The 19505-nt window shown below is 68.5% G+C and carries 16 protein-coding genes; 11 read left to right on the top strand and 5 right to left on the bottom strand.

Going from position 1 to position 19505, the window contains the following annotated elements; genetic code table 11:
* Positions 1-96: 96 nt before the first annotated feature.
* The 11 genes from Msi02_RS24450 to Msi02_RS24400 all read left to right on the top strand — a co-directional run bounded on the left by Msi02_RS24450 (position 97) and on the right by Msi02_RS24400 (position 12197).
* Complete coding sequence (locus Msi02_RS24450; RefSeq protein WP_204050421.1) at positions 97-1029, top strand: sugar phosphate isomerase/epimerase family protein; 933 nt, start codon at positions 97-99, stop codon at positions 1027-1029.
* A gap of 126 nt (positions 1030-1155) precedes the next feature.
* Entirely contained in the window at positions 1156-2220 is a 1065-nt protein-coding gene (locus Msi02_RS24445; RefSeq protein ID WP_204050420.1) for a BMP family lipoprotein, read from the top strand.
* A 16-nt stretch (positions 2221-2236) separates the two neighbouring features.
* Complete coding sequence (locus Msi02_RS24440) at positions 2237-3880, top strand: ABC transporter ATP-binding protein (RefSeq protein WP_204050419.1); 1644 nt, start codon at positions 2237-2239, stop codon at positions 3878-3880.
* Positions 3881-3939: 59 nt separating this feature from the next.
* The gene (locus Msi02_RS24435; RefSeq protein WP_204050418.1) at positions 3940-5037 is read left to right on the top strand and encodes an ABC transporter permease; all 1098 of its coding nucleotides are present in this window, start codon (positions 3940-3942) and stop codon (positions 5035-5037) included.
* A gap of 1 nt (position 5038) precedes the next feature.
* On the top strand, positions 5039-5935 hold the full coding sequence (locus Msi02_RS24430; protein ID WP_204050417.1) for an ABC transporter permease: 897 nt from the start codon (positions 5039-5041) through the stop codon (positions 5933-5935).
* A 91-nt stretch (positions 5936-6026) separates the two neighbouring features.
* Positions 6027-7016 (top strand): nucleoside hydrolase, encoded by a 990-nt coding sequence (locus Msi02_RS24425; protein ID WP_204050416.1) that lies wholly within the window; start codon positions 6027-6029, stop codon positions 7014-7016.
* The gene (gene add / locus Msi02_RS24420) at positions 7013-8125 is read left to right on the top strand and encodes an adenosine deaminase (protein ID WP_204050415.1); all 1113 of its coding nucleotides are present in this window, start codon (positions 7013-7015) and stop codon (positions 8123-8125) included. The genes Msi02_RS24425 and add overlap by 4 nt, the downstream gene beginning before the upstream one ends.
* 3 nt (positions 8126-8128) lie before the next feature.
* Positions 8129-9451, top strand: a complete 1323-nt coding sequence (locus tag Msi02_RS24415) for a M20/M25/M40 family metallo-hydrolase (protein ID WP_204050414.1) — start codon at positions 8129-8131, stop codon at positions 9449-9451.
* Between the two features lie 255 nt (positions 9452-9706).
* Positions 9707-9979 (top strand): hypothetical protein, encoded by a 273-nt coding sequence (locus Msi02_RS24410; protein WP_204050413.1) that lies wholly within the window; start codon positions 9707-9709, stop codon positions 9977-9979.
* Between the two features lie 2 nt (positions 9980-9981).
* Positions 9982-11718, top strand: coding sequence for a dihydroxyacetone kinase subunit DhaL (gene dhaL, locus Msi02_RS24405; protein WP_204050412.1), 1737 nt, complete (start codon positions 9982-9984; stop codon positions 11716-11718).
* A 14-nt stretch (positions 11719-11732) separates the two neighbouring features.
* On the top strand, positions 11733-12197 hold the full coding sequence (locus tag Msi02_RS24400; protein WP_204050411.1) for a ribose-5-phosphate isomerase: 465 nt from the start codon (positions 11733-11735) through the stop codon (positions 12195-12197).
* Between the two features lie 385 nt (positions 12198-12582).
* Here the strand turns inward: Msi02_RS24400 and Msi02_RS24395 are convergent, their stop codons facing one another.
* The 5 genes from Msi02_RS24395 to nuoL form a co-directional block, all read right to left on the bottom strand.
* A complete protein-coding gene (locus Msi02_RS24395) occupies positions 12583-13449 on the bottom strand; it encodes a hypothetical protein (protein ID WP_204050410.1) in 867 nt (288 codons plus the stop codon).
* Between the two features lie 149 nt (positions 13450-13598).
* A complete protein-coding gene (locus Msi02_RS24390) occupies positions 13599-14594 on the bottom strand; it encodes a polyprenyl synthetase family protein (RefSeq protein ID WP_079315509.1) in 996 nt (331 codons plus the stop codon).
* 11 nt (positions 14595-14605) lie between these two features.
* Complete coding sequence (gene nuoN / locus Msi02_RS24385) at positions 14606-16159, bottom strand: NADH-quinone oxidoreductase subunit NuoN (RefSeq protein ID WP_204050409.1); 1554 nt, start codon at positions 16157-16159, stop codon at positions 14606-14608.
* A complete protein-coding gene (locus Msi02_RS24380; protein WP_204050408.1) occupies positions 16159-17664 on the bottom strand; it encodes an NADH-quinone oxidoreductase subunit M in 1506 nt (501 codons plus the stop codon). Before Msi02_RS24380 ends, nuoN begins: the two co-directional genes overlap by 1 nt.
* Positions 17664-19505 (bottom strand): NADH-quinone oxidoreductase subunit L, encoded by a 1842-nt coding sequence (nuoL, locus tag Msi02_RS24375; protein ID WP_204050440.1) that lies wholly within the window; start codon positions 19503-19505, stop codon positions 17664-17666. The genes Msi02_RS24380 and nuoL overlap by 1 nt, the downstream gene beginning before the upstream one ends.

Here is a 19505-nt window from a genome sequence, read left to right as displayed (position 1 = left end):
GCAGTCCGTATGGGCGCCATCGGAAACGAGTGACAGGCTGTTGACTTTCTGGCCTGTCCTGTCTTACCAATATAAAACCGCCCAGGGAGGAACCAATTGACTGCCACCGATACCGACCATCGCCGGTCGAAGAGGGCCGCTTTCACTCCGGCGATCGCCGGCAGCATGCTGCCGCTGCCCCGCCGCTCGCCCGGCACGCTGGACCACGAGACCATACGAGCGGATCTGGGCTCGCTTGCCCATGCCGGATTCCGTCACGTCGACCTGGTCGACACGTGGCTGTCGCCTGCGGACCTGAGCCGTTCGGAACGTGGCATCCTGCTCGACGTCCTCGCCGAACTTCAGCTCGGCCTCGTGGGCATCTCGGTAATCCGCCGCAGCGTCATCGATCCGGTCGACGGCCCGGCAAACGTCGCGCACACCAGGAAATCCATCGACGCGGCGGCGGAGTTGGGCGCGCCGGTGCTGTCGATCGGGTTTCACCGGCCGTTGACGGAGCTGCAACGGCAGTGGGCCTTCTGGACGGTCCCGGGGCCGCGTGACGATCCGGCGGCCTACGACGCCGCGGTGCCGTTGGTGGCCGACCTCGCCGCGTACGCAGCGGACCGCGGTGTGCGGCTCTCCCTCGAACTGTACGAGGACACGCTGCTGGGCACCGGCGCTGGAGCGGCCCGGCTGGTCGAGGACGTGGGGGCGCCGAACCTCGGCGTCAACGCCGATCTCGCCAACCTCTATCGCCTGCCCGCCCGCCTCGCGGAGACCTGGTTGGAAACGTTCCGCCGTGTCCTGCCGCATATGAACTACTGGCACGTCAAGAACTACCGGCGCGTCGAGGTCTACCCCGACGGCCCGTATCTCGCCTGGCCGACCGATCTTGACAGCGGCGACATCGACTACCGGCTCGCGCTCGGCATGGCGGCCGACGCCGGCTACACCGGACCGATCTGCGTCGAGCACTACGGCGGCGACGCGCTGTGGAGCCAGCGGCGCGGCCTGCGCTACCTGACGTCCCTCCTGGAGACGCAATGACCTCCGGCGGCGCCCACGTCCCGGCGCCTTCCCTTCCGGCACGACCGGACCGCATCCATTCGTCCACGACACCCCAGCACAACCGGCCGGGTGGCGACACGCCGCACGGCTTCGAGGAGGACATCCATGTTCAGGAGACGCACACGCGCCCTTCAAGGTCTGGGGGTGGCCTTGGTATGCCTCCTTTCGGCGTGTTCCCCGGCGTCGAACGGCTCGGCCGACGGCGGTGATCCCGGCAAACCTGCGGTCGCGCTGTTCATCCCCGGGCAACTCGGCGACGGCGGCTTCTTCGACAACTCTCAGACGGGTGTAAAGGAGGCCGGCGTCAGACTCGGGCTGAAGGTACGCACCGTGGAGACGGGCCCCGATCCGAGTAAGTGGGCGCCGGCGCTCAACGACGTCGCCGGCGGTGACGACCAAGTGATCATTGTGGGTACGTACGGCATGAAGCAGATCGTCGAGCAGGCGGCCCAGGCCCACCCGGAGAAGAGCTTCGTCCTTTACGACGTGGAGTCCACCCCGGCGGAGTGCGGGTGCCACAACATCTACTCCATCCTTTACCGCTACAGCGAGAGCGGATTCCTCGCGGGCGCACTCGCCGGCTTGTTGCACAAGGCCGGGGGTGTCGAGCGCATCGGCTCGGGCAACACGGTCGGAGTCATCGGTGGCCAGGACATCCCCGTCATCCAGGACTACATCAACGGCTTCAAGGCCGGGGTGGCGCAGACCAACCCGTCGCTGAAGGTGCTCTCCGGGTACGCGGGATCCTTCGCCGACCCGGTCAAGGGCCAGAACCTCGCCGCTCAGATGATCAGCGATGGCGCCGATGTCCTGTTCACCGCCGCCGGTGGAACCGACAAGGGCGTGATCCAGGCGGCGGCGGAGCACGATGTGTGGGCCATCGGCAACAGCCTGACTCAGGCGGACGATCCGATGGTGAACGGCAAGACAGCTGTGCTGACGAGTGCGGTCACCTCGGTTGACACGTCCCTGGCCGACGCAGTGGAAAAGGCCGCCGCGGGCACGTTGCCCCTGGGCACCACGGTGAGGTTCGGAGCGAAGCAGAAGACCAATTACGTAGCGCAATCACAGCCCTATCTCAAGTACGTCCCGGAGCCCGTCCGGGGAGAGATAGAGAAGATCACGACGGAGATGGCCGATGGTCGCTACGACTCGGTCCTCGATAGGTAGCGGATTCTCAGTGCTCATGACGAACCATGATTTAGCGACCGTTGAGCCGCACGGGGCTGGGGAACCGCCGACCGGCCCCCCGTACCGGCTGGAAGCGGTCAAACTCAGCAAGGCCTACGGGCAGCTCACAGCCAACCACGAGGTGTCCCTGCGGGTGACTTCCCAGTCGGTCCACGCGGTGCTCGGGGAGAACGGCGCCGGGAAGAGCACGCTGATGAAGATGCTCTACGGCGTCGAACAGCCCGACTCGGGGCAGATCCGGCTCGACGGCGTACCGGTCAAACTGCCCAACCCGAAGGCCGCGGTCGCGCACGGCATCGGCATGGTCTTCCAGCACTTCGGCCTGGTGCCGAGCCTGACCGCGGCCGAGAACATCGCGCTGGGGGTCGAGCCCGGCAGGCCATGGCGCATCGACAAACGGGAGATCCTCGACAGCATCGGTGCGCTGAGCGACGCCATGGGCCTGCACGTCGATCTGAAACGCCCGGTCGCCCGGATGAGCACCGCGCAGCAGCAGCGGGTCGAGATCCTCAAAGCCCTCTACCGGGGGGCTCGGGTCCTCATCCTGGACGAGCCGACCGCGCTGCTCACGCCCCAGGAGCGCCGTGCCCTGTTCGATGCGGTGCGACGGCTCACGGAAGCCGGGACGACGGTGCTGTTCATCACGCACAAGCTAAGCGAGGTCGCCGAGCTCGCTGACGACGTGACGATCCTGCGCCGCGGACACGTCGTCGGGCATGGTCGGCATGCGGATTTCAACACGGCCCAGCTGGTGGAGCTGATGGTCGGCGGTAGGCCGGTGACGGCGCGGCGGGCCCCAGCTCCGCTGCCGACGGCGCCGAAGGCGGCCTCATTCACCGGCCTATCAGTCACCGGATCCCAGGGAAGGGAGGCCGTGCACGGCGTCAGCCTCGACCTCCGAGAGGGCGAAGTGTGCGGCCTGGTTGGCGTCGACGGCAATGGGCAGCTCGAGTTCCTGGAGGGCATCGCAGGGATCCGACCGGTGACGGCGGGCCGGATCGAGATCGGGGGTGTGGCCCTGAGACGGTGGACGCACCGCCGGGCCCGCGCCGCCGGCTTGGGCTATGTTCCGGAAGACCGCTTGTCCGCGGGCGTCGTGCCCGCGTTCCCGATCGTGGACAACATGTTCGCCGATCGCATCACCTATGGCGGGTACCGACGGCACGGCCGCTTGGACAAGTCCCGGATGCGGTCTGAAGCCGTCCGGCTCATCGAAGACTTCGACATCCGCTGCACCGGGCCGCTGCAGCCGGCCGAGCGGCTGTCCGGAGGCAACATCCAGAAGGTGGTCCTGGCGCGGGAGATTTCGCGCGGGCCGAAGGTGCTGCTCGTTGCCGAGCCCACTCGGGGACTCGACATCGGCGCCGCGGCCAGGATCCACGAGGCGCTCGCGGACGCCGCCCGCGAGGGCACGGCGATCCTCGTGCTGTCCAGCGATGTCGACGAAGTGCTCGCGATCAGCTCCAGGATCTGTGTGTTCCATGAGGGGCGGCTCGTCGCCGATCTCGTGAACGGCGACGAAGTGACGGCTGAGATCATCGGCGCGCTGATGCTCGGCTCGGCCGAGGACGGCCCGGCAGATTCTCCCGCGGCTTCTCCCGCGGACGTCGCGCCTCCTGCCGCCGGCGGGGGCGCGTGATGAGCGCGTCGGAAACAATCGCAGTGGTACCGAGGCAGTCCGGAGCGTGGCGCAGGGCGGTGTTGCGGGGCGGTGGAAGGCTGGCGGCCACGGTCGCGCTCGCGATCATCGTGATCTTCGTCCTTCTCGCCATGTCCGCTGACGATCCGGCGGCGGCCCTGGGCAGCCTGCTCTCCGGGCCGTTCACCTCTTCATTCCGCACCGGCCAATGGCTTAGCGACTCCGCCAACCTGATGCTGAGCGGGGCAGCGGTCGCCATGGTGTTCCGCGCTGGCCAGTTCAGCCTCGGCGCCGAAGGTCAGATCCTCGTCGGCGCGCTCGCCGCCGGAGCGGCGGTGCTCCACCTGCCGTCGTTTCCCGGCGTGTTCGTCGTCGGCCTCACCCTGGGGGCTCTGGCCGGATTCCTGTTCGGTCTCGTCCCGGGCCTCATGAAGGCGTACGGCGGCTCGGACGAGATCGTCAGCACACTCATGCTGAACTACGTCGCGACGTATGGCTTCGCGCTGCTGATCAACCGGTACCTGCAGCCGGCCAGCGCGGGGTACCCGGTCAGCGACTTCTTCGATCCGGCGGCGTTCCTGCCCTCCCTCAGGATCGGGCAGTTGACCATCGGGCTCGCCCTGCCGTTCGCGATCGGGTGCTGCGTGGCCGTCTGGTACCTCATCAACTGGACGAAGACCGGCTTCGAGATGGGCGCGGTGGGCGCGAGCGTGCCGTTCGCCCAGGCCACCGGTATGCGGGTACGCCGCTCGGTGTGGCTGTCGATGGCACTGTCCGGGCTGATCGCGGGGCTGGCCGGTGCAGTGATCGCCGAGGGCAGCACGCACCGGCTGATCGTCGGGCTGAGCGCGAACATCGGCTTCGACGGCATCCTGGTCGCCCTGCTCACCGCGAACCGGCCGTTGCTGATCCCGTTAGCGGCCGTCGCCTACGGCTACATCCGGACCGGCGGTGACATCGCGCAGCTCAGCAGCGGTATCCCTCGCGAGGTGATCACTACCCTCCAGGGGTTCCTGATCCTTGCCGTCACCGCGCGCGCCCCGCTCGCCTGGATCCGCCACCGGGCGGGGCGGCGGCGACCCGCGCACGGCGGGCCGGTGATCCCTGGTCCGGCTCCGCTGAGGGCAGCCGCCTCATCACAGAGGACGGGGAGCTGACATGTTGCTGTCGACGATCCTGCAGAACGCCGCCCCCTATGTCCTCGCCGCGACCGGCTGCCTGTTGGCCGACCGGGCCGGCGTGGTGAACATCGCGTCCGAGGGCATGATGCTGTTCGGCGCGCTGGCTGCCGTACTCGGTGCCGGATACTCGGGGTTCGGGCTGGTGGGGCTGCTCGCCGCGATCGTGGTCGCATCCCTGCTCGCCGCGATACTGGCGATCTTCCACCTGCATCTCCGGGCCAATCTCATCCTGGCCGGTCTGGCCGTCAACCTACTCGCCACCGGCGGTACCGTCTTGGTGCTGTACAGCCTGACCGGCCGTACCGGCGACAGTTCCGGGATCCCGCAGGGCAGCCTCCCGGAGATCGCTATTCCAGGCGCCGAGCACGTCCCCGTCCTGGCGTCTCTGTCAGGCCAGTCGATCGTGGTGTGGCTCGCGCTGATCTCGCTGCCGGCGACACTGTATCTGTGGCACCGGACGCGCCTCGGCCTCTACATCCGCGCCGCCGGGGAGAGCGAGAGCGCGCTGGTCGAGTCGGGCCTCCGACCGAACCGGGTCAGATGGGCCGCGCTGCTGCTGTCCGGACTGCTGTGCGGTATGGCCGGGGCCCAGCTCTCGCTGTCGACGACGCACGGCTTCGTCCGTGACATGGTGGCCGGCCGAGGGTTCATCGCACTGGGCGCGATGTATCTCGGGGCACGTACTCCCGTCGGCACGTTCGTCGCGGCGAGCCTGTTTGGGGTTCTGGACGCGGTGGCCACCGTCCTCCAAGTCCGGACGAACTTCAGCACGCAAATCCTGCTGTCCATCCCGTACGTGGCGATCCTGCTCGCGCTGTTCCTCAACGGTCAGCGGCTACGCCGCGTGCGGCGCGGCATAGGCGGCGTGTCGTGACCGTAATGTCTCATCCATCCACCGCGCCGCAACAGCAGTCGCCGACGTGCTCACCCGCTCTCTTCGATCCGATTCTTCACCAGGAGGCATCATGGTCGCTCGCACTGTCCTGATCGACACCGACACCGGGGTCGATGACGGTCTCGCGGTCATCTACGCGCTGGGGCGCTCAGAGCTCGACGTTGTCGGTCTGACCACCGTGTTCGGCAATACGGAGGTCGAGCAGGTCACCCGCAACACGGCAGTCATCCTCGAACGTCTCGGGAGGAACGACATCCCCCTGGCGCAGGGCGCCGCAAAGGGGCTGCTCGGGACGCCGCTGTTCTGGCCGGAGATCCACGGCGCGGACGGCTTCGGCAACAGCGGGCTGCGCCCCTCGGAGGTGACCCTCGACGAGCGCGGCGCCGCCCAGCTGATCGTTGATCTGTCCAAGCGGTACGCCGGCGAGCTGGAGGTGATCGCGCTCGGGCCGCTGACCAACGTGGCGATCGCTCTGCTGCTGGACCCATCGGCGGCGGGCCGCATCAAGCGGGTCGTATGGATGGGTGGCGCGGTCGGGTGGCCGGGCAACGTGTCCCCGCTCGCGGAAGCGGACGTGGCGCACGACCCCGAGGCGGGCCAGATTGTCATTGAGTCGGGGGTTCCGGTGACACTGGTCCCGCTTGACGTCACCGACGACACGCTGTTCCGAGAGGCGGACCTGGAGCGGGTCAGGAAGAGCGACACCCCTGCGGCTGAGCTCGTCGCAGCCGTGGCACCCCACTACATGGAGTTCTACAGCCACCGCCTGGGCGAGTACGCGTGCGCAATGCACTCCCCGTTGACGGTTGGCGTGGTGGCGTTGCCGCACCTGGTCACGCGGGCCGAAAGCTATCCGATGGCCATCGAGCTGGCCCCCGGGCTGTGCCGCGGAGCGACGGTGGCCGATCGGCGCAGGCGGCCGGGGGAGCTCGCGGAGACGTTGATGCGGGCGCCGCTGGTCGAGGTCGTGGAGGTCGTGGACCGTGATGGCTTCATTGCGGACTTCGTGGCTACCGTTTCCTCGATGGCCGCGCCTTCATCAGCGGAGGCGGAGCGATGACGGATGCTGCGGCCGATCCGTGGACCAGCCGGTTCGCCGGCTTGCCGCTGGCCGTACTGCACGACCATCTCGACGGGGGTGTCAGGCCGCAGACGTTGCTGGAGCTGGCCGACGAGATCGGGCACCCGCTGCCGGCCGGAGACGCCACCCGGCTGGCGAGGTGGTTCACCGAGTCGGCAAACGGCGGCCTGCCGGGTTATCTGGCCACTTTCGAGCACATCATGCCGATGCTGCAGACGGCGTCGGCGTTGCGTCGAGTCGCGTACGAAGCGGTGGAGGACCTGGCCGCTGACGGTGTCGTGTACGCCGAGCTGCGTTTCGCGCCCGAGGAGCACCGCGTGCGGCGCCTGCCGCTAGAGGAGGCGGTGGAGGCGGTGCAGGACGGCATCGAGGCCGCGACGAGGCGGGTACGGACACCAGCAGGCGAACCCATCGTGGTGAACACGATCCTGTGCGCCCTCCGCACTGACCGGTACGTGGAGGAGGTGGTTCAGGCAGCCGTGCGACGGCGCCGCCAAGACGACCGGCTGGTCGGGGTTGACCTGGCCGGGCAGGAGAACGGCTGGCCCGCGTCGCCGCACGCTGCGGCGCTCTCGGCGGCGCGTGAGGGGCAGCTGCACATCACGATCCATGCCGGAGAGGAGGGCCCGGTGTCTTCCATCGCGGATGCGCTGGCCGCCGGAGCCGAACGGATCGGCCACGGTGTCGCGATCGCCGAACAGGTGCCGAAGGATGAAGCTGCGCCAGGGCACGTCCTCGGCGCCGTCGCGACGTACCTGCGTGACACCCAGCGCTGTCTGGAACTGGCAGTGACGTCGAACATGCAGACGGGCGCCGTCTCCTCGATCGCTGGGCACCCGGTGGCGCGTCTGTTGCGGAGCGGCTTCAACGTCACGCTGAATACTGACAACCGTCTGATCTCGGGAGTGTCGATGAGCGGCGAACTGGCCGCCGTGGCCGATATCCACCGTCTCACCACCGCGGAGGCTCACCGAATGATACGCAACGCGGTTCGCGCGGGTTTCGGTGACGAGCGAGAACGGAACGGCATCGTGAAGAAGATCATCGATCCGGCTTGGGAGGCTCGGATCGCCGCAGAGAGGGACTGAGCGATGTCCACCGCTATTCGGCGTGATGTGGAGGGCGACGCGCGGTCGTGGATCGCCGCGTTCCGTACCGAGATCAGGGATTCACTGGCGGACGCGATCGCGCTGCCGAGCCTGCCCTGCTCGATCGAGCAGAACGATGTCCAGGACATCGTGCAGCAGATCGCCGACACCGGGGACGGCATCGTGGTAGACCGGTGGACACCGGACTGGGAGGCGGTCGAAGCGCTGCGGGCGCCCGTCGACGACCAGCTTCTGTGGGTGCCGCTGGTAGAACGCGACCCCCGGTACGCCGAGGTCCTCCCAGAGCTGGCCTGCGTCGCGTTCACACACGGAAGGCCCTCCGGCCCGTCGCTGGTGCTGAACGGGCATGTGGACGTCGTCCCGGCCGACGGGCAGGCGTGGACGACCAGACCGTTCGAGGCGAGTGTGCGCGACGGCTGGATGTACGGGCGGGGCGCGATGGACATGAAGGCAGGGCTGATCGCCGCGGCGTTCGCGTTCCGATACATCGCCACGCACTGGGACGGCCCGGGATCGGTACGGCTGTGCAGTGTCGTGGAGGAAGAGTCCGGCGGGAACGGCACACTGGCGTGCATGCACCGGGGCCATGTGGGTGACTCGGTCGTGTTCGCCGAGCCGACCGATCTGCGGGTCGTGCACAGGCATGTCGGAATCCAGTCCTTCCAGGTGCAGCTGGGCGGCCGGGCCGGTGGCATGCTGCGCAGGTCTTGGGGGACGAGCGTATTCCCGTCCATGGGCCGGGTGCTGACGGCGCTCGCGGAGCTGGAGCTGGAACGGACGGCCCGCGCGCACGCCCTCGGCGGGTACGACGCCGACGACCTGCCCGGATTCGTCAACGTGGGGTTCGCCTCCGGCGGCGAGTGGCTGGCCACGCGGGCCGAGCACGCGACGCTCCGAGGGCTGATGGGGATCCTGCCCGGCGAGACCCAGGAAGAGGCCACTCGCGAGATCACCGAGCGGGTGCGTGCGGCCGTGGGCGATGCCGACGACATCAGCGTGGAGGTGGTAATTCCTCCGGGCGGTCACCGAGGTGGTGAGATCGGTGCCGACAGCGAGCTGGTGCGTGCCTTCCGATGGTCGGCCGAGAGCGGAGCCGTAGGCGGTCCGAGCCGTGCGGGGACGATGGTGTGCGACGCCAAAATCGTGCACGGCGGTGGCTGGGCGCCGGCGATCGTCCTCGGACCACACGGCGAGGGGCTGCACAGCGCAGACGAACGGGTCGAGCTCGCCTCCGTCGAGGAGTGCGCGGTCCAGCTCATCGCCGGCTCACTGGCGTGGTTGGACCAAGCCAGGCTTTCCAACTGAGCGTTTCTCGCCGGTCCCGCCTTGGCGCGTGCTCGCGATTGCATCCACTTCCCGAGAACATCCACATGACGGCGGCGCGGACGAGCGCAACGTACCAGGTGAGGCGCTCCCCCGTTCCTGACTCCGAGCCGGTGCACAGTGCAGGTGCGCGCACTAGCCCGCAAATGGACAACAGTTGAGTTCAACCACCGCGATTTGTGCCGTCATGAGGGGTTGGCACGGTAATGGCCGCGTGATCGGTCGGCGGTTGCTCAAATGGGTGTCGTCGAGCATACCAAACTCGGGCGCGTAGCTCTGCACCTCGTCGCCCCGCTGGACGTCTTCGACCTCGCCATCACCGATTCCGGTGCCGACCCGGCCGTGTCGGACGAGTGGAAGGCGGATGGCATCAAATATCGGGTCGCCCCTGTGGGCGCGCTGCTTCCGGAGGCCACGCGGCTGTGGCCGTCCCCCCATGCCGTGCTGCCTGGCCCTCGACAGAAATATCAGGACCAACTTCTTCTGAAACAGATGAATGAGCGGAGTTAACGGTGACGTTCCTTTATGACGATCCAGAACGGTTCAAAGATGACGTGATCGACGGTTTCGCTGCCGCGTACGCGCGTTACGCCTCCCGCGTCCCCGGTGCGTCGGGCTTCGTCAGAAACGGCGGCCCGCGCCAGGGAAAGGTCAGTCTCGTCGTGGGTGGAGGGTCGGGTCACTATCCGTCGTACGCCGGGATTGTGGGTCGTGGGCTCGCGGACGGCTGTGTCCTCGGCGATGTATTCACGTCGCCATCCGCCGAGCAGGTCTATCGGGTGGCCCGAGCGGCCGACGGGGGCGCGGGAATCGTGCTCGCCTTCGGCAACTATGCCGGTGACCGGCTCAACTTCGCCGCCGCTCGGGAGCGGCTGATCGCCGGCGGCGTCGACACCCGCATCGTCTACGTCACCGATGACATCGCGTCGGCCGGCCCTGGGGAGAAGGACAAGCGCCGGGGAATCGCGGGCACCGCCACGGTCTACAAGATCGGCGGTGCTGCTGCTGACAGTGGATATGACCTGGACGCGGTCGAGCGGGTCATGGCCGCCGCTAACGACGCAACCTACTCCTACGGAGTTGCGTTCGGTGGCTGCACGCTACCCGGGCGCAAAGAGCCGCTGTTCACGGTCACCGACGGGCAGATGGAGTTCGGGCTCGGGATCCATGGGGAACCTGGTGTCCGCTCCGCACCCTGGATGCCCGCCGCCGATCTGGCCACCGCGCTCGTCAGCTCGTTGCTCGAGGAGCGCCCGGCGAGTGCCGACGGCAGGGTCGCTGTGATCGTGAACGGCCTCGGCGCGACCAAGTACGAGGAGCTGCTCGTCCTCTACGGCCACGTGGACCGGCTTCTCCATGAGGCCGGCTTGACCCTCGTGCTGCCGGAGGTGGGCGAACTGGTCACCAGCCTGGACATGGCAGGGTGCTCCGTCTCCCTGACCTGGCTCGATGATGAGCTCGAGGCGTTGTGGGCCGCGCCGGTCGACACCGCGTCCTTGCGCCGCGGCGCCCCCTCCGGTTTCCCGTCGTTCGAGCCAGTGGCGCGCGCCGACACCGACGACCACCTTGAGGTTGGCGAGGCAGCGTCCACGGAGGTATCACGGCAGGCGGCGACGACCGCCCGTCAGGTGCTGGCCGCGATGACCGACGCCGTCATCGAGAACGAGGAGCGGCTGGGCCGGATGGACGCGGTCGCCGGTGACGGCGACCACGGCACGGGAATGGTCCGCGGCATGAAGGCGGCGTTGTCCGCCGCACAGCGCGCCGAGCACAGTGGCATCGGGTCGGTGCTGCGGGCCGCCGGCGATGCCTTCGGCGATCGCGCCGGAGGCACGAGCGGCATCCTGTGGGGCATCCTGCTCACGACCGTCGGCGTCTCGCTGGGGGACACCGAAGCCGTCACCCCCGAGCGTCTCGCGACCGCACTGCGCGACGGAGCCGAGACCGTGCAACGGATCGGCAAAGCCCAGGTGGGCGACAAGACGCTGTTGGACGCTCTCTTCCCCTTCGTCGCCTCGCTCGAGAGCGCCGTCGCGGAGCGCCGCCCGGTGGCGCAGGCATGGGCTCAGGCCGCGGATGAGGCGGTGCGGGCGGCTGCGGCAACCGCCAACCTGGTCGCCGGAATCGGACGCGCCCGGCCGCTCGCCGAACGCAGCCTCGGCACGCCCGACCCGGGCGCCGTCTCCATGGGCATCGTGCTCACAGCCGCGGCGGACGCGCTCAAGGCGTCAGACACATGCAACATCTGAAGGGAGCACCCCTCGTGGGTTTTCGCGTAGTCGTAGGCTCGGATGACGCCGGCTACCAGTACAAGCAGGCCATCGTGGAGGATCTCAACCAGGACCCGCGCGTTGCGGAAGTCATCGACATCGGCGTCCACGAGGGCACACTTCACGAGCACAGCTACCCGCATATCGGGCTCGCCGCCGCGCAGAAGGTCGCTGCGGGCGAGGCCGATCGTGCGGTGCTCGTCTGCGGCACCGGCATCGGCATGGCGATCTCGGCGAACAAGGTCCCGGGGATCCGGGCCACCGTCGCTCACGACTCCTACAGCGTCGAGCGGTCAATCCTGTCCAACGACTGTCAGGTTCTCGCGTTGGGGCAGCGCGTTATCGGGCTCCATCTGGCCCGTCGGCTCGTCAAGGAGTGGCTGGGGTACGCTTTCGACGCGTCGACACCGTCAGGCGCCAAAGTAGCCGTCATCACCGACTTCGAACACAGTTGCTGACGCCGCCCCCTTTAGCGCGGGGCGCAGCCCCGAAGGCGTCCGCGATCCGCTTGGCGTGGATCTTGACGGCGGTGCCGCCCAGAAGGGGTGGTGGAACGTTAAATCGGATGTAGCCTCGCCAAGTCACAGTCCCGCTATTCGACTTGCCCACGAGAATTCGATTCAATATATCGTTGTCAGAGCCGTTGGGATATGCGGCGTTGTTGACGAATGTATCTCCTGCTATTCCCGTGCCGGTCCAGTCGGCCATGGCGACTGGATAGGTCACGGATGGGTCGGAGAGAAAAGCAGGATCGGGAACAATGACTAGGACACTTCGTCCTGCCTTCTCTTCTACTGTAGTTGCAGCGGCTCCTGTTCGGCCCGCTTCTGGCTTAGCGCTGCGCTATCCCAGGGCCGCCTCGGCCCTGGCGTACGCGGCCTCGGCGATGCGCGGCAGCAGTACGGCGGGGTCGATGCGCGGCTTCGGCCACTGCCCGGGAATCCGGATCTCCAGCACGTAACGCGGCGTCTGCACCACCTCGGCCCACTGCCAGACGGGGACCTTTCGGCTGCCGGTGATGCGGAAGGCGAAGGACCTGGTGCCCAGCGGCGGCACGGGGAACGGCTCCACCGCTCCGGTGCCGACCCGGGTCCCCTTCAGCCTCCGGCACGACTCCACGCCGCCGGTGTCAGCCAGGTGGTCCAGCATCTCGGCCGGCCCGGTGATGATGGATTCGCCGAACATGAGTGGGTCCCTCGTATCCGGCGGGTTCGTCAACTGCGTCGCCGCGATCCACACGCCTCGCTGGTCGAAGTCCCGCAGCACGGTGCTCCATGTCCCCGAGGTCCATTTCTCACACAGGGAGGGCCCGTGCAGGGGGCTGCTCATCACCCGAAGTCCGATGAACAGCGACGCGTCGCCGACGGGGGCCGGCAGGCCGACCACCGCCCCCGGAGTCGCATCCGACTCGTGCGCCGGACCGAAATCCGTGAGCAGCGCCGACAGCAGGCGCGGATTCGCACCTCCAGTGCCCGGATTCGGCACGGGGATGGGTTCGCCTTCCTTCAGCGCCCAGCCCATCAGTTCCTCCGACTCTGAAGGGGTGGGGTCCGGTCGTTCCTCATGCGGCTCGGGCGAACCCGGCGCGGGCGAACCCGGCGCGGGCGAACCCGGTTCGGGCGAAGCCGCCCTGGCGATGGCGTCGAACAGGGCTTGCGCCGAGCCCTCTCCCTCTCCCTCCCCACGCGTGAGGACCTGGTCCTTGTCCACGATGACGGCGGCAGCGGGCGTCGAACTCCCCGGTGTCCGGGGGGCGGATATGTCCGCGCGTGGCGTAGCGCCGCAGGCCGTCACGGCTACGAGGCACAAGGCGGCGAGCCGGGTGATCCTCACCCGGCCAATGATCCCCTACGAGATGGTCAGCCGGTGCGCTCGACGACGTAGTCGCACAGGGCGATGAGGGCCGTACGGGCCGGGATGTCGGGCAGGCCAGCGAGGGCCTCCTTGGCCCGGTCGGTCCAGCGGACGAGCTCCTCGCGGGCCTGGTCCATGGCCCGGTTGGCCCGCAGCAGCGTCAGCGCCTCCTCGACGTCCTCCTCGGCCACGGGCCCCGACAGCAGGGTGCGCAGCCGGGAGTCGGCGGGGTCGTCGGAGGCCAGGGCGTACAGCACGGGCAGCGTGCGGACGCCCTCGCGCAGGTCGGTGCCGGGGGTCTTGCCCGAGTCGGCCGTGGGCGCGGCCACGTCGATGAGGTCGTCGCCGAGCTGCCAGGCCACGCCGATCGCCTCGCAGGCGTCGGCCAGGCGCTCGACCACGTCGGCGGGAGCGCCGGCGAGCATGGCCCCGAAGCGGCCCGAGGTGGCGATGAGGGAGCCGGTCTTGTCCGCCAGCACGCTGATGTAGTGGGCGATCGCGTCGCGGCCCTCGGCGGGCCCGATCGTCTCGCGGATCTGGCCGCGCACCAGGCGGGAGAACGTACGCGCCTGGATCCGGATGAGCTCGCTGCCGAGGTCGGCGAGGATCTCCGACGCCTGGGCGAACAGGTAGTCGCCGGTGAGGATGGCCACGGTGTTGTCCCACCGGGCGTTGGCGGACGGGGAGCCCCGGCGCACCGGGGCCTCGTCCATCACGTCGTCGTGGTAGAGCGTGGCCAGGTGGGTCAGCTCGATGACGACGGCCCCGGGCACGACGCCCGGGGCGTCCGGGTTGCCGAACTGGGCGGCCAGCAGCACGAGCATCGCCCGGAACCGCTTGCCGCCCGCCTCGATGAGGTGCCTGGACGTCTGGGTGACGAAGGCGTCCTCACTCTCGACCGACGAGAGCAGCAGCTTCTCCACCGCCGCGAGCCCGCCCGCGAGGTCGTCGGCCAGCCGCTCGTCGACGAGGGGAATGTCCACTACGGGCGGCGCGGCCATACGGAGATCTCCTATCGGACGAACAGGGACTGTGCAGCCGTGTGCGCGAGGTCCAGCACGGGCTGGGGGTACACCCCGAGAACTACCGTAGCCAATGCCGCGATACCGACCACAGCCGCGGTCCCCCGCGAGGGCAGCACGACGGACGGGCCGTCGGCGGCCGGGTCGCTGAAGAACATCAGCACGATCACACGGACGTAGAAGAACGCGGCGACGGCCGAGGCCACCACACCGATGATGACCAGCGGCGTGGCGCCGTTGGCGACGGCCGCCTGGAAGATCGCGTACTTCCCGAAGAACCCGCTGGTGAGCGGGATGCCGGCGAAGGCCAGCAGGAAGAACGCGAACGTCCCGGCCAGCAGCGGCGAACGCTTGCCCAGCCCGGCCCACCGGGACAGGTGCCACGCCTCGCCGCCCGCGTCGCGCACCATCGTGACGATGGCGAACGCGCCGACCGTGGTGAAACCATACGCCACCAGGTAGAACAGCAGGCCGGACAGGGCCGAGGTGTTCTCCGCCTGGGTGTGACCGGTGGCGATGACACCGATGAGCAGGAAGCCGCCGTGCGCGATCGACGAGTAGGCCAGCATCCGCTTGATGTCGGTCTGCGTGATCGCGAGGACCGCGCCGACCACCATAGTGAGAATCGCCACACCGTAGAGCACCGGACGCCAGTCCCAGTCGAGACCGCCCAGGCCGACCCAGAACACCCGCAGCAGCGCGCCGAAGGCGGCCACCAGGGTGCCGGAGGCCATCAGCGCGGTGATGGGCGTGGGCGAGCCCTGGTAGACGTCCGGCTTCCACGACTGGAACGGCGCAGCGCCGATCTTGAACAGCAGGCCGACGCCGAGCATGGCCGCGCCGATGTAGAGCAGCGTGTCCTGGCCGCCGACCGACCCCAGCGCCTGGTTGATCTTCGCGAGGTCGACCGACCCGGCGTAGCCGTAGATCAGGGCCGTGCCGTACAGGAAGAAGGCCGAGGAGAACGCGCCGAGCAGGAAGTACTTGACCGCGGCCTCCTGCGACAGCAGGCGGCGGCGCCGGGCCAGGCCGCACAGCAGGTACAGCGGCAGCGACATGACCTCGAGGGCGACGAACGCCACGAGCAGGTCGTTGGCCGCAGGGAACAGCAGCATGCCGCCGACCGCGAACAGCAGCAGCGGGTAGACCTCGGTGTGCGCGGCGCGCTCGACGAGCGACTGCTCCTCCTCGGCCGAGCCGGGCACGGCCGCCGCGGAGCCGACGAAGTGCTCCTCGTCCTTGATGAGCAGCACGCTCACGAAGGCCAGGATGAGGATCGTGCCCCAGATGAACAGGGCCGGGCCGTCCACGGCCACCGCGCCCATCGCGGCGGGCTTGGTGGGCACGCCCTTGACCGCCTGCCAGACGGCCAGCGCGAACGCGCCGGCCAGCGACAGCAGCGTGAGCGGCAGGTGGATCGCCGAGCGCAGGTAGCGCGGGGCGAATGCCTCCACCAGCACGCCGACGATCGCCGCGCCGAAGACGACGAGTACCGGCGCCAGCAGGGCGTACTCGATACTCGGCGCCTGAATGGTGCCGTTCACTACTGGCCCTCCTGAGCAACGGGTACGGCCGGCTTCGGGTCCGTGACGGAGACGCTCGACAGCGTGTCCTTCACGGCGGGGTTGATCACGTCGAGCAGCGGCTTGGGATAGAAGCCGAACACCAGCAGCAGCGCGACGAGCGGCGCCACCACCCACTTCTCCCTGGCGTTGAGGTCGGGCAGCGACTTGACCGACTCGGCCGTCGGGCCGTTCATCGTCCGCTGGTACATCCACAGGATGTAGATCGCGGCGAGGATGACGCCGACCGTCGCGATCACGGCCGGGACGACGTACCGCTGGTAGGTGCCGGTCAGCACCATGAACTCGCTGACGAACGTGCTGAGACCGGGCAGCGAGAGGCTGGACAGACCGGCCACCAGGAACGTCCCGGCGAGGATCGGGGCCACCTTCTGCACGCCGCCGTAGTCGGCGATGAACTGCGAGCCCCTGCGGTAGATGAGGAAGCCCGCGATCAGGAACAGCGCGCCGGTCGAGAAGCCGTGGTTGACCATGTAGAGCGTGGCGCCCGAGCCCGCGCTGGTGGTCATGGCGAACACGCCCATCGCGATGAAGCCGAAGTGCGACACCGAGGTGTACGCGATGAGCCGCTTCATGTCGGTCTGCCCGATGGCCACGATCGCGCCGTACACGATGCCGATCACCGACAGCGTGATGACCAGCGGCGTGAAGAACTTCGCGGCGTCGGGGAAGAGCTCGAGGCAGAAGCGCAGCATGCCGTACGTGCCGACCTTGTCCAGCACGCCGACCAGCAGGACGGCGGCGCCGGCCGGGGCCTGCGCGGCGGCGTCCGGCAGCCAGGTGTGGAACGGCCACAGCGGCGCCTTGATCGCGAAGGCGATGAAGAAGCCGAGGAACAGCCACTTCTGCGTCGTCACGTCCTGGATGGTCCCGACCAGGTCGGAGAACATGAACGTGCCCTTGCCGGCGATCGAGTAGAGCGCGATCACCGCCACCAGCATCAGGAGCCCGCCGAACAGCGAGTACAGCAGGAACTTCACGGCCGCGTACGACCGCTGCGCCCCGCCGTACGACCCGATCATGAAGTACATCGGGATCAGCATGGCTTCGAAGAAGACGTAGAAGAGGAAGACGTCGGTCGCCGCGAAGACGCCGATCATCATGGCCTCGAGCACGAGCAGCAGCGAGAAGTACGTCCGGACCGAACGCTTGCCGGCCTCGGCGTCGTGCCAGGAGGCGAGCACCACGATCGGCACGAGGATCACCGACAGCAGGATCAGCACCAGGGCGATGCCGTCCACGGCGACGCCGTAGTGGACGCCGAACGCGGGGATCCAGTCGTACGTCTCGGCGAACTGGAACTTGTCGCCGTTCGGGCTGAACTGGACCGCCATGGCGACGGTCAGCGCCAGCACGATCAGCGACACCACGAGGGTGAACTGCTTGGCGAGCTTGTCGTTGCGGACAAGGGTCACGCCCAGCGCGCCGAGTACGGACACGCCCATCAGGGTTGAAAGCCAGGGCATCACAGGTTCCCTACGACGAGCCAGGCACCGGCCAGGACGGCGGCGCCCAGGAATATCGACAGCGCGTACGAGCGGACGAACCCGGTCTGGACCCTGCGCAGACGCCCGGACGTACCGCCGATGCCGGCGGCCAGGCCGTTCACGAGGCCGTCGACGCCGCGGTTGTCGAAGAACACGGCCAGGCGGGTCAGCCACTGGCCGGGGCGCATGAACAGCGCCTCGTTCAGGGCGTCGCCGTACAGGTCACGACGGGCGAAGACGGTGAGGAACGAGCCGCGCGGGGCGACCGCGGGCACCTCGGCCCTGCCGTACTTGACCCAGGCGAAGGCCGCGCCGATCGCGACGAGCGCGAGCGTGACCAGACCGGTGAGGCTGAACGGGTGGAACGACGGCATCTCCTCCGGCGCACCGACGGCCGGCGAGAGGAAGGTCATGAACCGGTTGCCCAGCACCAGGAACGCGCCCAGCCCGATCGCGCCGACCGACAGGATGATCAGCGGCCAGGTCATGACGGCGGGCGACTCGTGCGGGTGGGCCGTGGGCTCCCAGCGCTTGGCGCCGAAGAACGTCATGAACACCAGGCGCGACATGTAGAAGCCGGTGATGCCCGCGCCGAGCACGGCCAGCCAGCCGAGGATCGCGTTGTGCTCCATCGCGGTCTCGATGATGCCGTCCTTGGTGAAGTAGCCGGACAGCAGCGGGAACCCGATGATCGCCAGGTAGCCGATAAGGAACGTCACGAACGTGACCGGCATGACCTTGCGTAGCGCGCCGTACTTGCGCATGTCGACCTCGTCGTTCATGGCGTGCATGACGGAGCCCGCGCCGAGGAACATGTCGGCCTTGAAGAAGCCGTGCGTGATCAGGTGCGCGATCGCGAAGGCGTAGCCCGCCGGGCCGATGCCCGCGGCGAGCACCATGTAGCCGATCTGCGACATCGTCGAACCGGCCAGCGCCTTCTTGATGTCGTCCTTGGCGGTACCGATGATCGCACCGGCGAGCAGCGTCGCGACGCCGACGATCGTCACCACGAGCTGCGCGGTCTCGGCGCCCTGGAAGATCGGGCCGGACCGGACGATCAGGTAGACGCCGGCGGTGACCATGGTCGCGGCGTGGATGAGGGCCGAGACCGGCGTCGGGCCCTCCATCGCGTCGAGGAGCCAGGACTGCAGCGGGAGCTGCGCCGACTTACCGCAGGCGCCGACCAGCAGCAGCAGGCCGATCGCGGTGAGCGTGCCCGAGGACGCCTTGTCGGCGTTCGCGAGGACGTCGTTGAAGGCCAGCGTGTGGAACGTCGCGAAGATCGTGAAGATGCCGATCAGCAGGCCGAAGTCGCCGACGCGGTTGACGATGAACGCCTTCTTGGCCGCGGTCGCCGCCGAGGGCTTGTGCTGCCAGAACCCGATCAGCAGGTACGACGCCAGACCGACGCCCTCCCAGCCGACGAACAGGGCCACGTAGTTGTCGGCCAGCACCAGCAGGAGCATCGCCGCGACGAACAGGTTGAGGTAGGCGAAGAACCGCCGCCTGTTCGGGTCGTGCGCCATGTAGCCGATCGAGTAGATGTGGATCAGCGAGCCCACAAAAGTGATCAGCAGGCAGAACGAGATCGAGAGCGGGTCGACCAGCAGGCCCACCTTCGCCAGGCCCGGGATGAAGTCGTACAGCTCGATCCCGCGGCGGCGCTCGCCGGGGGCGAAGCCGAGCAGCTGCGCGAACGACAGCGCCGCCACCACGAAGGACGCGACGGCCATGAGCACGCCCAGCAGGTGGCCGAACTTGTCGGTCCTCCGGCCGCCAAGCAGGAGGACCGCCGCTCCCACCAGGGGCAGAGCGATCAT

Origin of the sequence: Microbispora siamensis (assembly GCF_016863095.1) — a bacterium.
In the GTDB taxonomy this organism is placed as follows: Bacteria; Actinomycetota; Actinomycetes; order Streptosporangiales; family Streptosporangiaceae; genus Microbispora; species Microbispora siamensis.
The sequence above is the reverse complement of the archived record's forward strand: the minus strand, read 5'-3'. Positions and strand labels throughout refer to the sequence as shown.

Bases quoted from the DNA above. Each gene is read 5' to 3' on its own strand.
- Msi02_RS24445 (WP_204050420.1), top strand. From the start codon at position 1,156: ATGTTCAGGAGACGCACACGCGCCCTTCAAGGTCTGGGGGTGGCCTTG.
- Msi02_RS24440 (WP_204050419.1), top strand. From the start codon at position 2,237: ATGACGAACCATGATTTAGCGACCGTTGAGCCGCACGGGGCTGGGGAA.
- Msi02_RS24430 (WP_204050417.1), top strand. From the start codon at position 5,039: ATGTTGCTGTCGACGATCCTGCAGAACGCCGCCCCCTATGTCCTCGCC.
- Msi02_RS24425 (WP_204050416.1), top strand. From the start codon at position 6,027: ATGGTCGCTCGCACTGTCCTGATCGACACCGACACCGGGGTCGATGAC.
- add (WP_204050415.1), top strand. From the start codon at position 7,013: ATGACGGATGCTGCGGCCGATCCGTGGACCAGCCGGTTCGCCGGCTTG.
- Msi02_RS24415 (WP_204050414.1), top strand. From the start codon at position 8,129: ATGTCCACCGCTATTCGGCGTGATGTGGAGGGCGACGCGCGGTCGTGG.
- Msi02_RS24410 (WP_204050413.1), top strand. From the start codon at position 9,707: ATGGGTGTCGTCGAGCATACCAAACTCGGGCGCGTAGCTCTGCACCTC.
- Msi02_RS24390 (WP_079315509.1), bottom strand. From the start codon at position 14,594: ATGGCCGCGCCGCCCGTAGTGGACATTCCCCTCGTCGACGAGCGGCTG.
- Msi02_RS24380 (WP_204050408.1), bottom strand. From the start codon at position 17,664: ATGCCCTGGCTTTCAACCCTGATGGGCGTGTCCGTACTCGGCGCGCTG.
- nuoL (WP_204050440.1), bottom strand. From the start codon at position 19,505: ATGATCGCTCTGCCCCTGGTGGGAGCGGCGGTCCTCCTGCTTGGCGGC.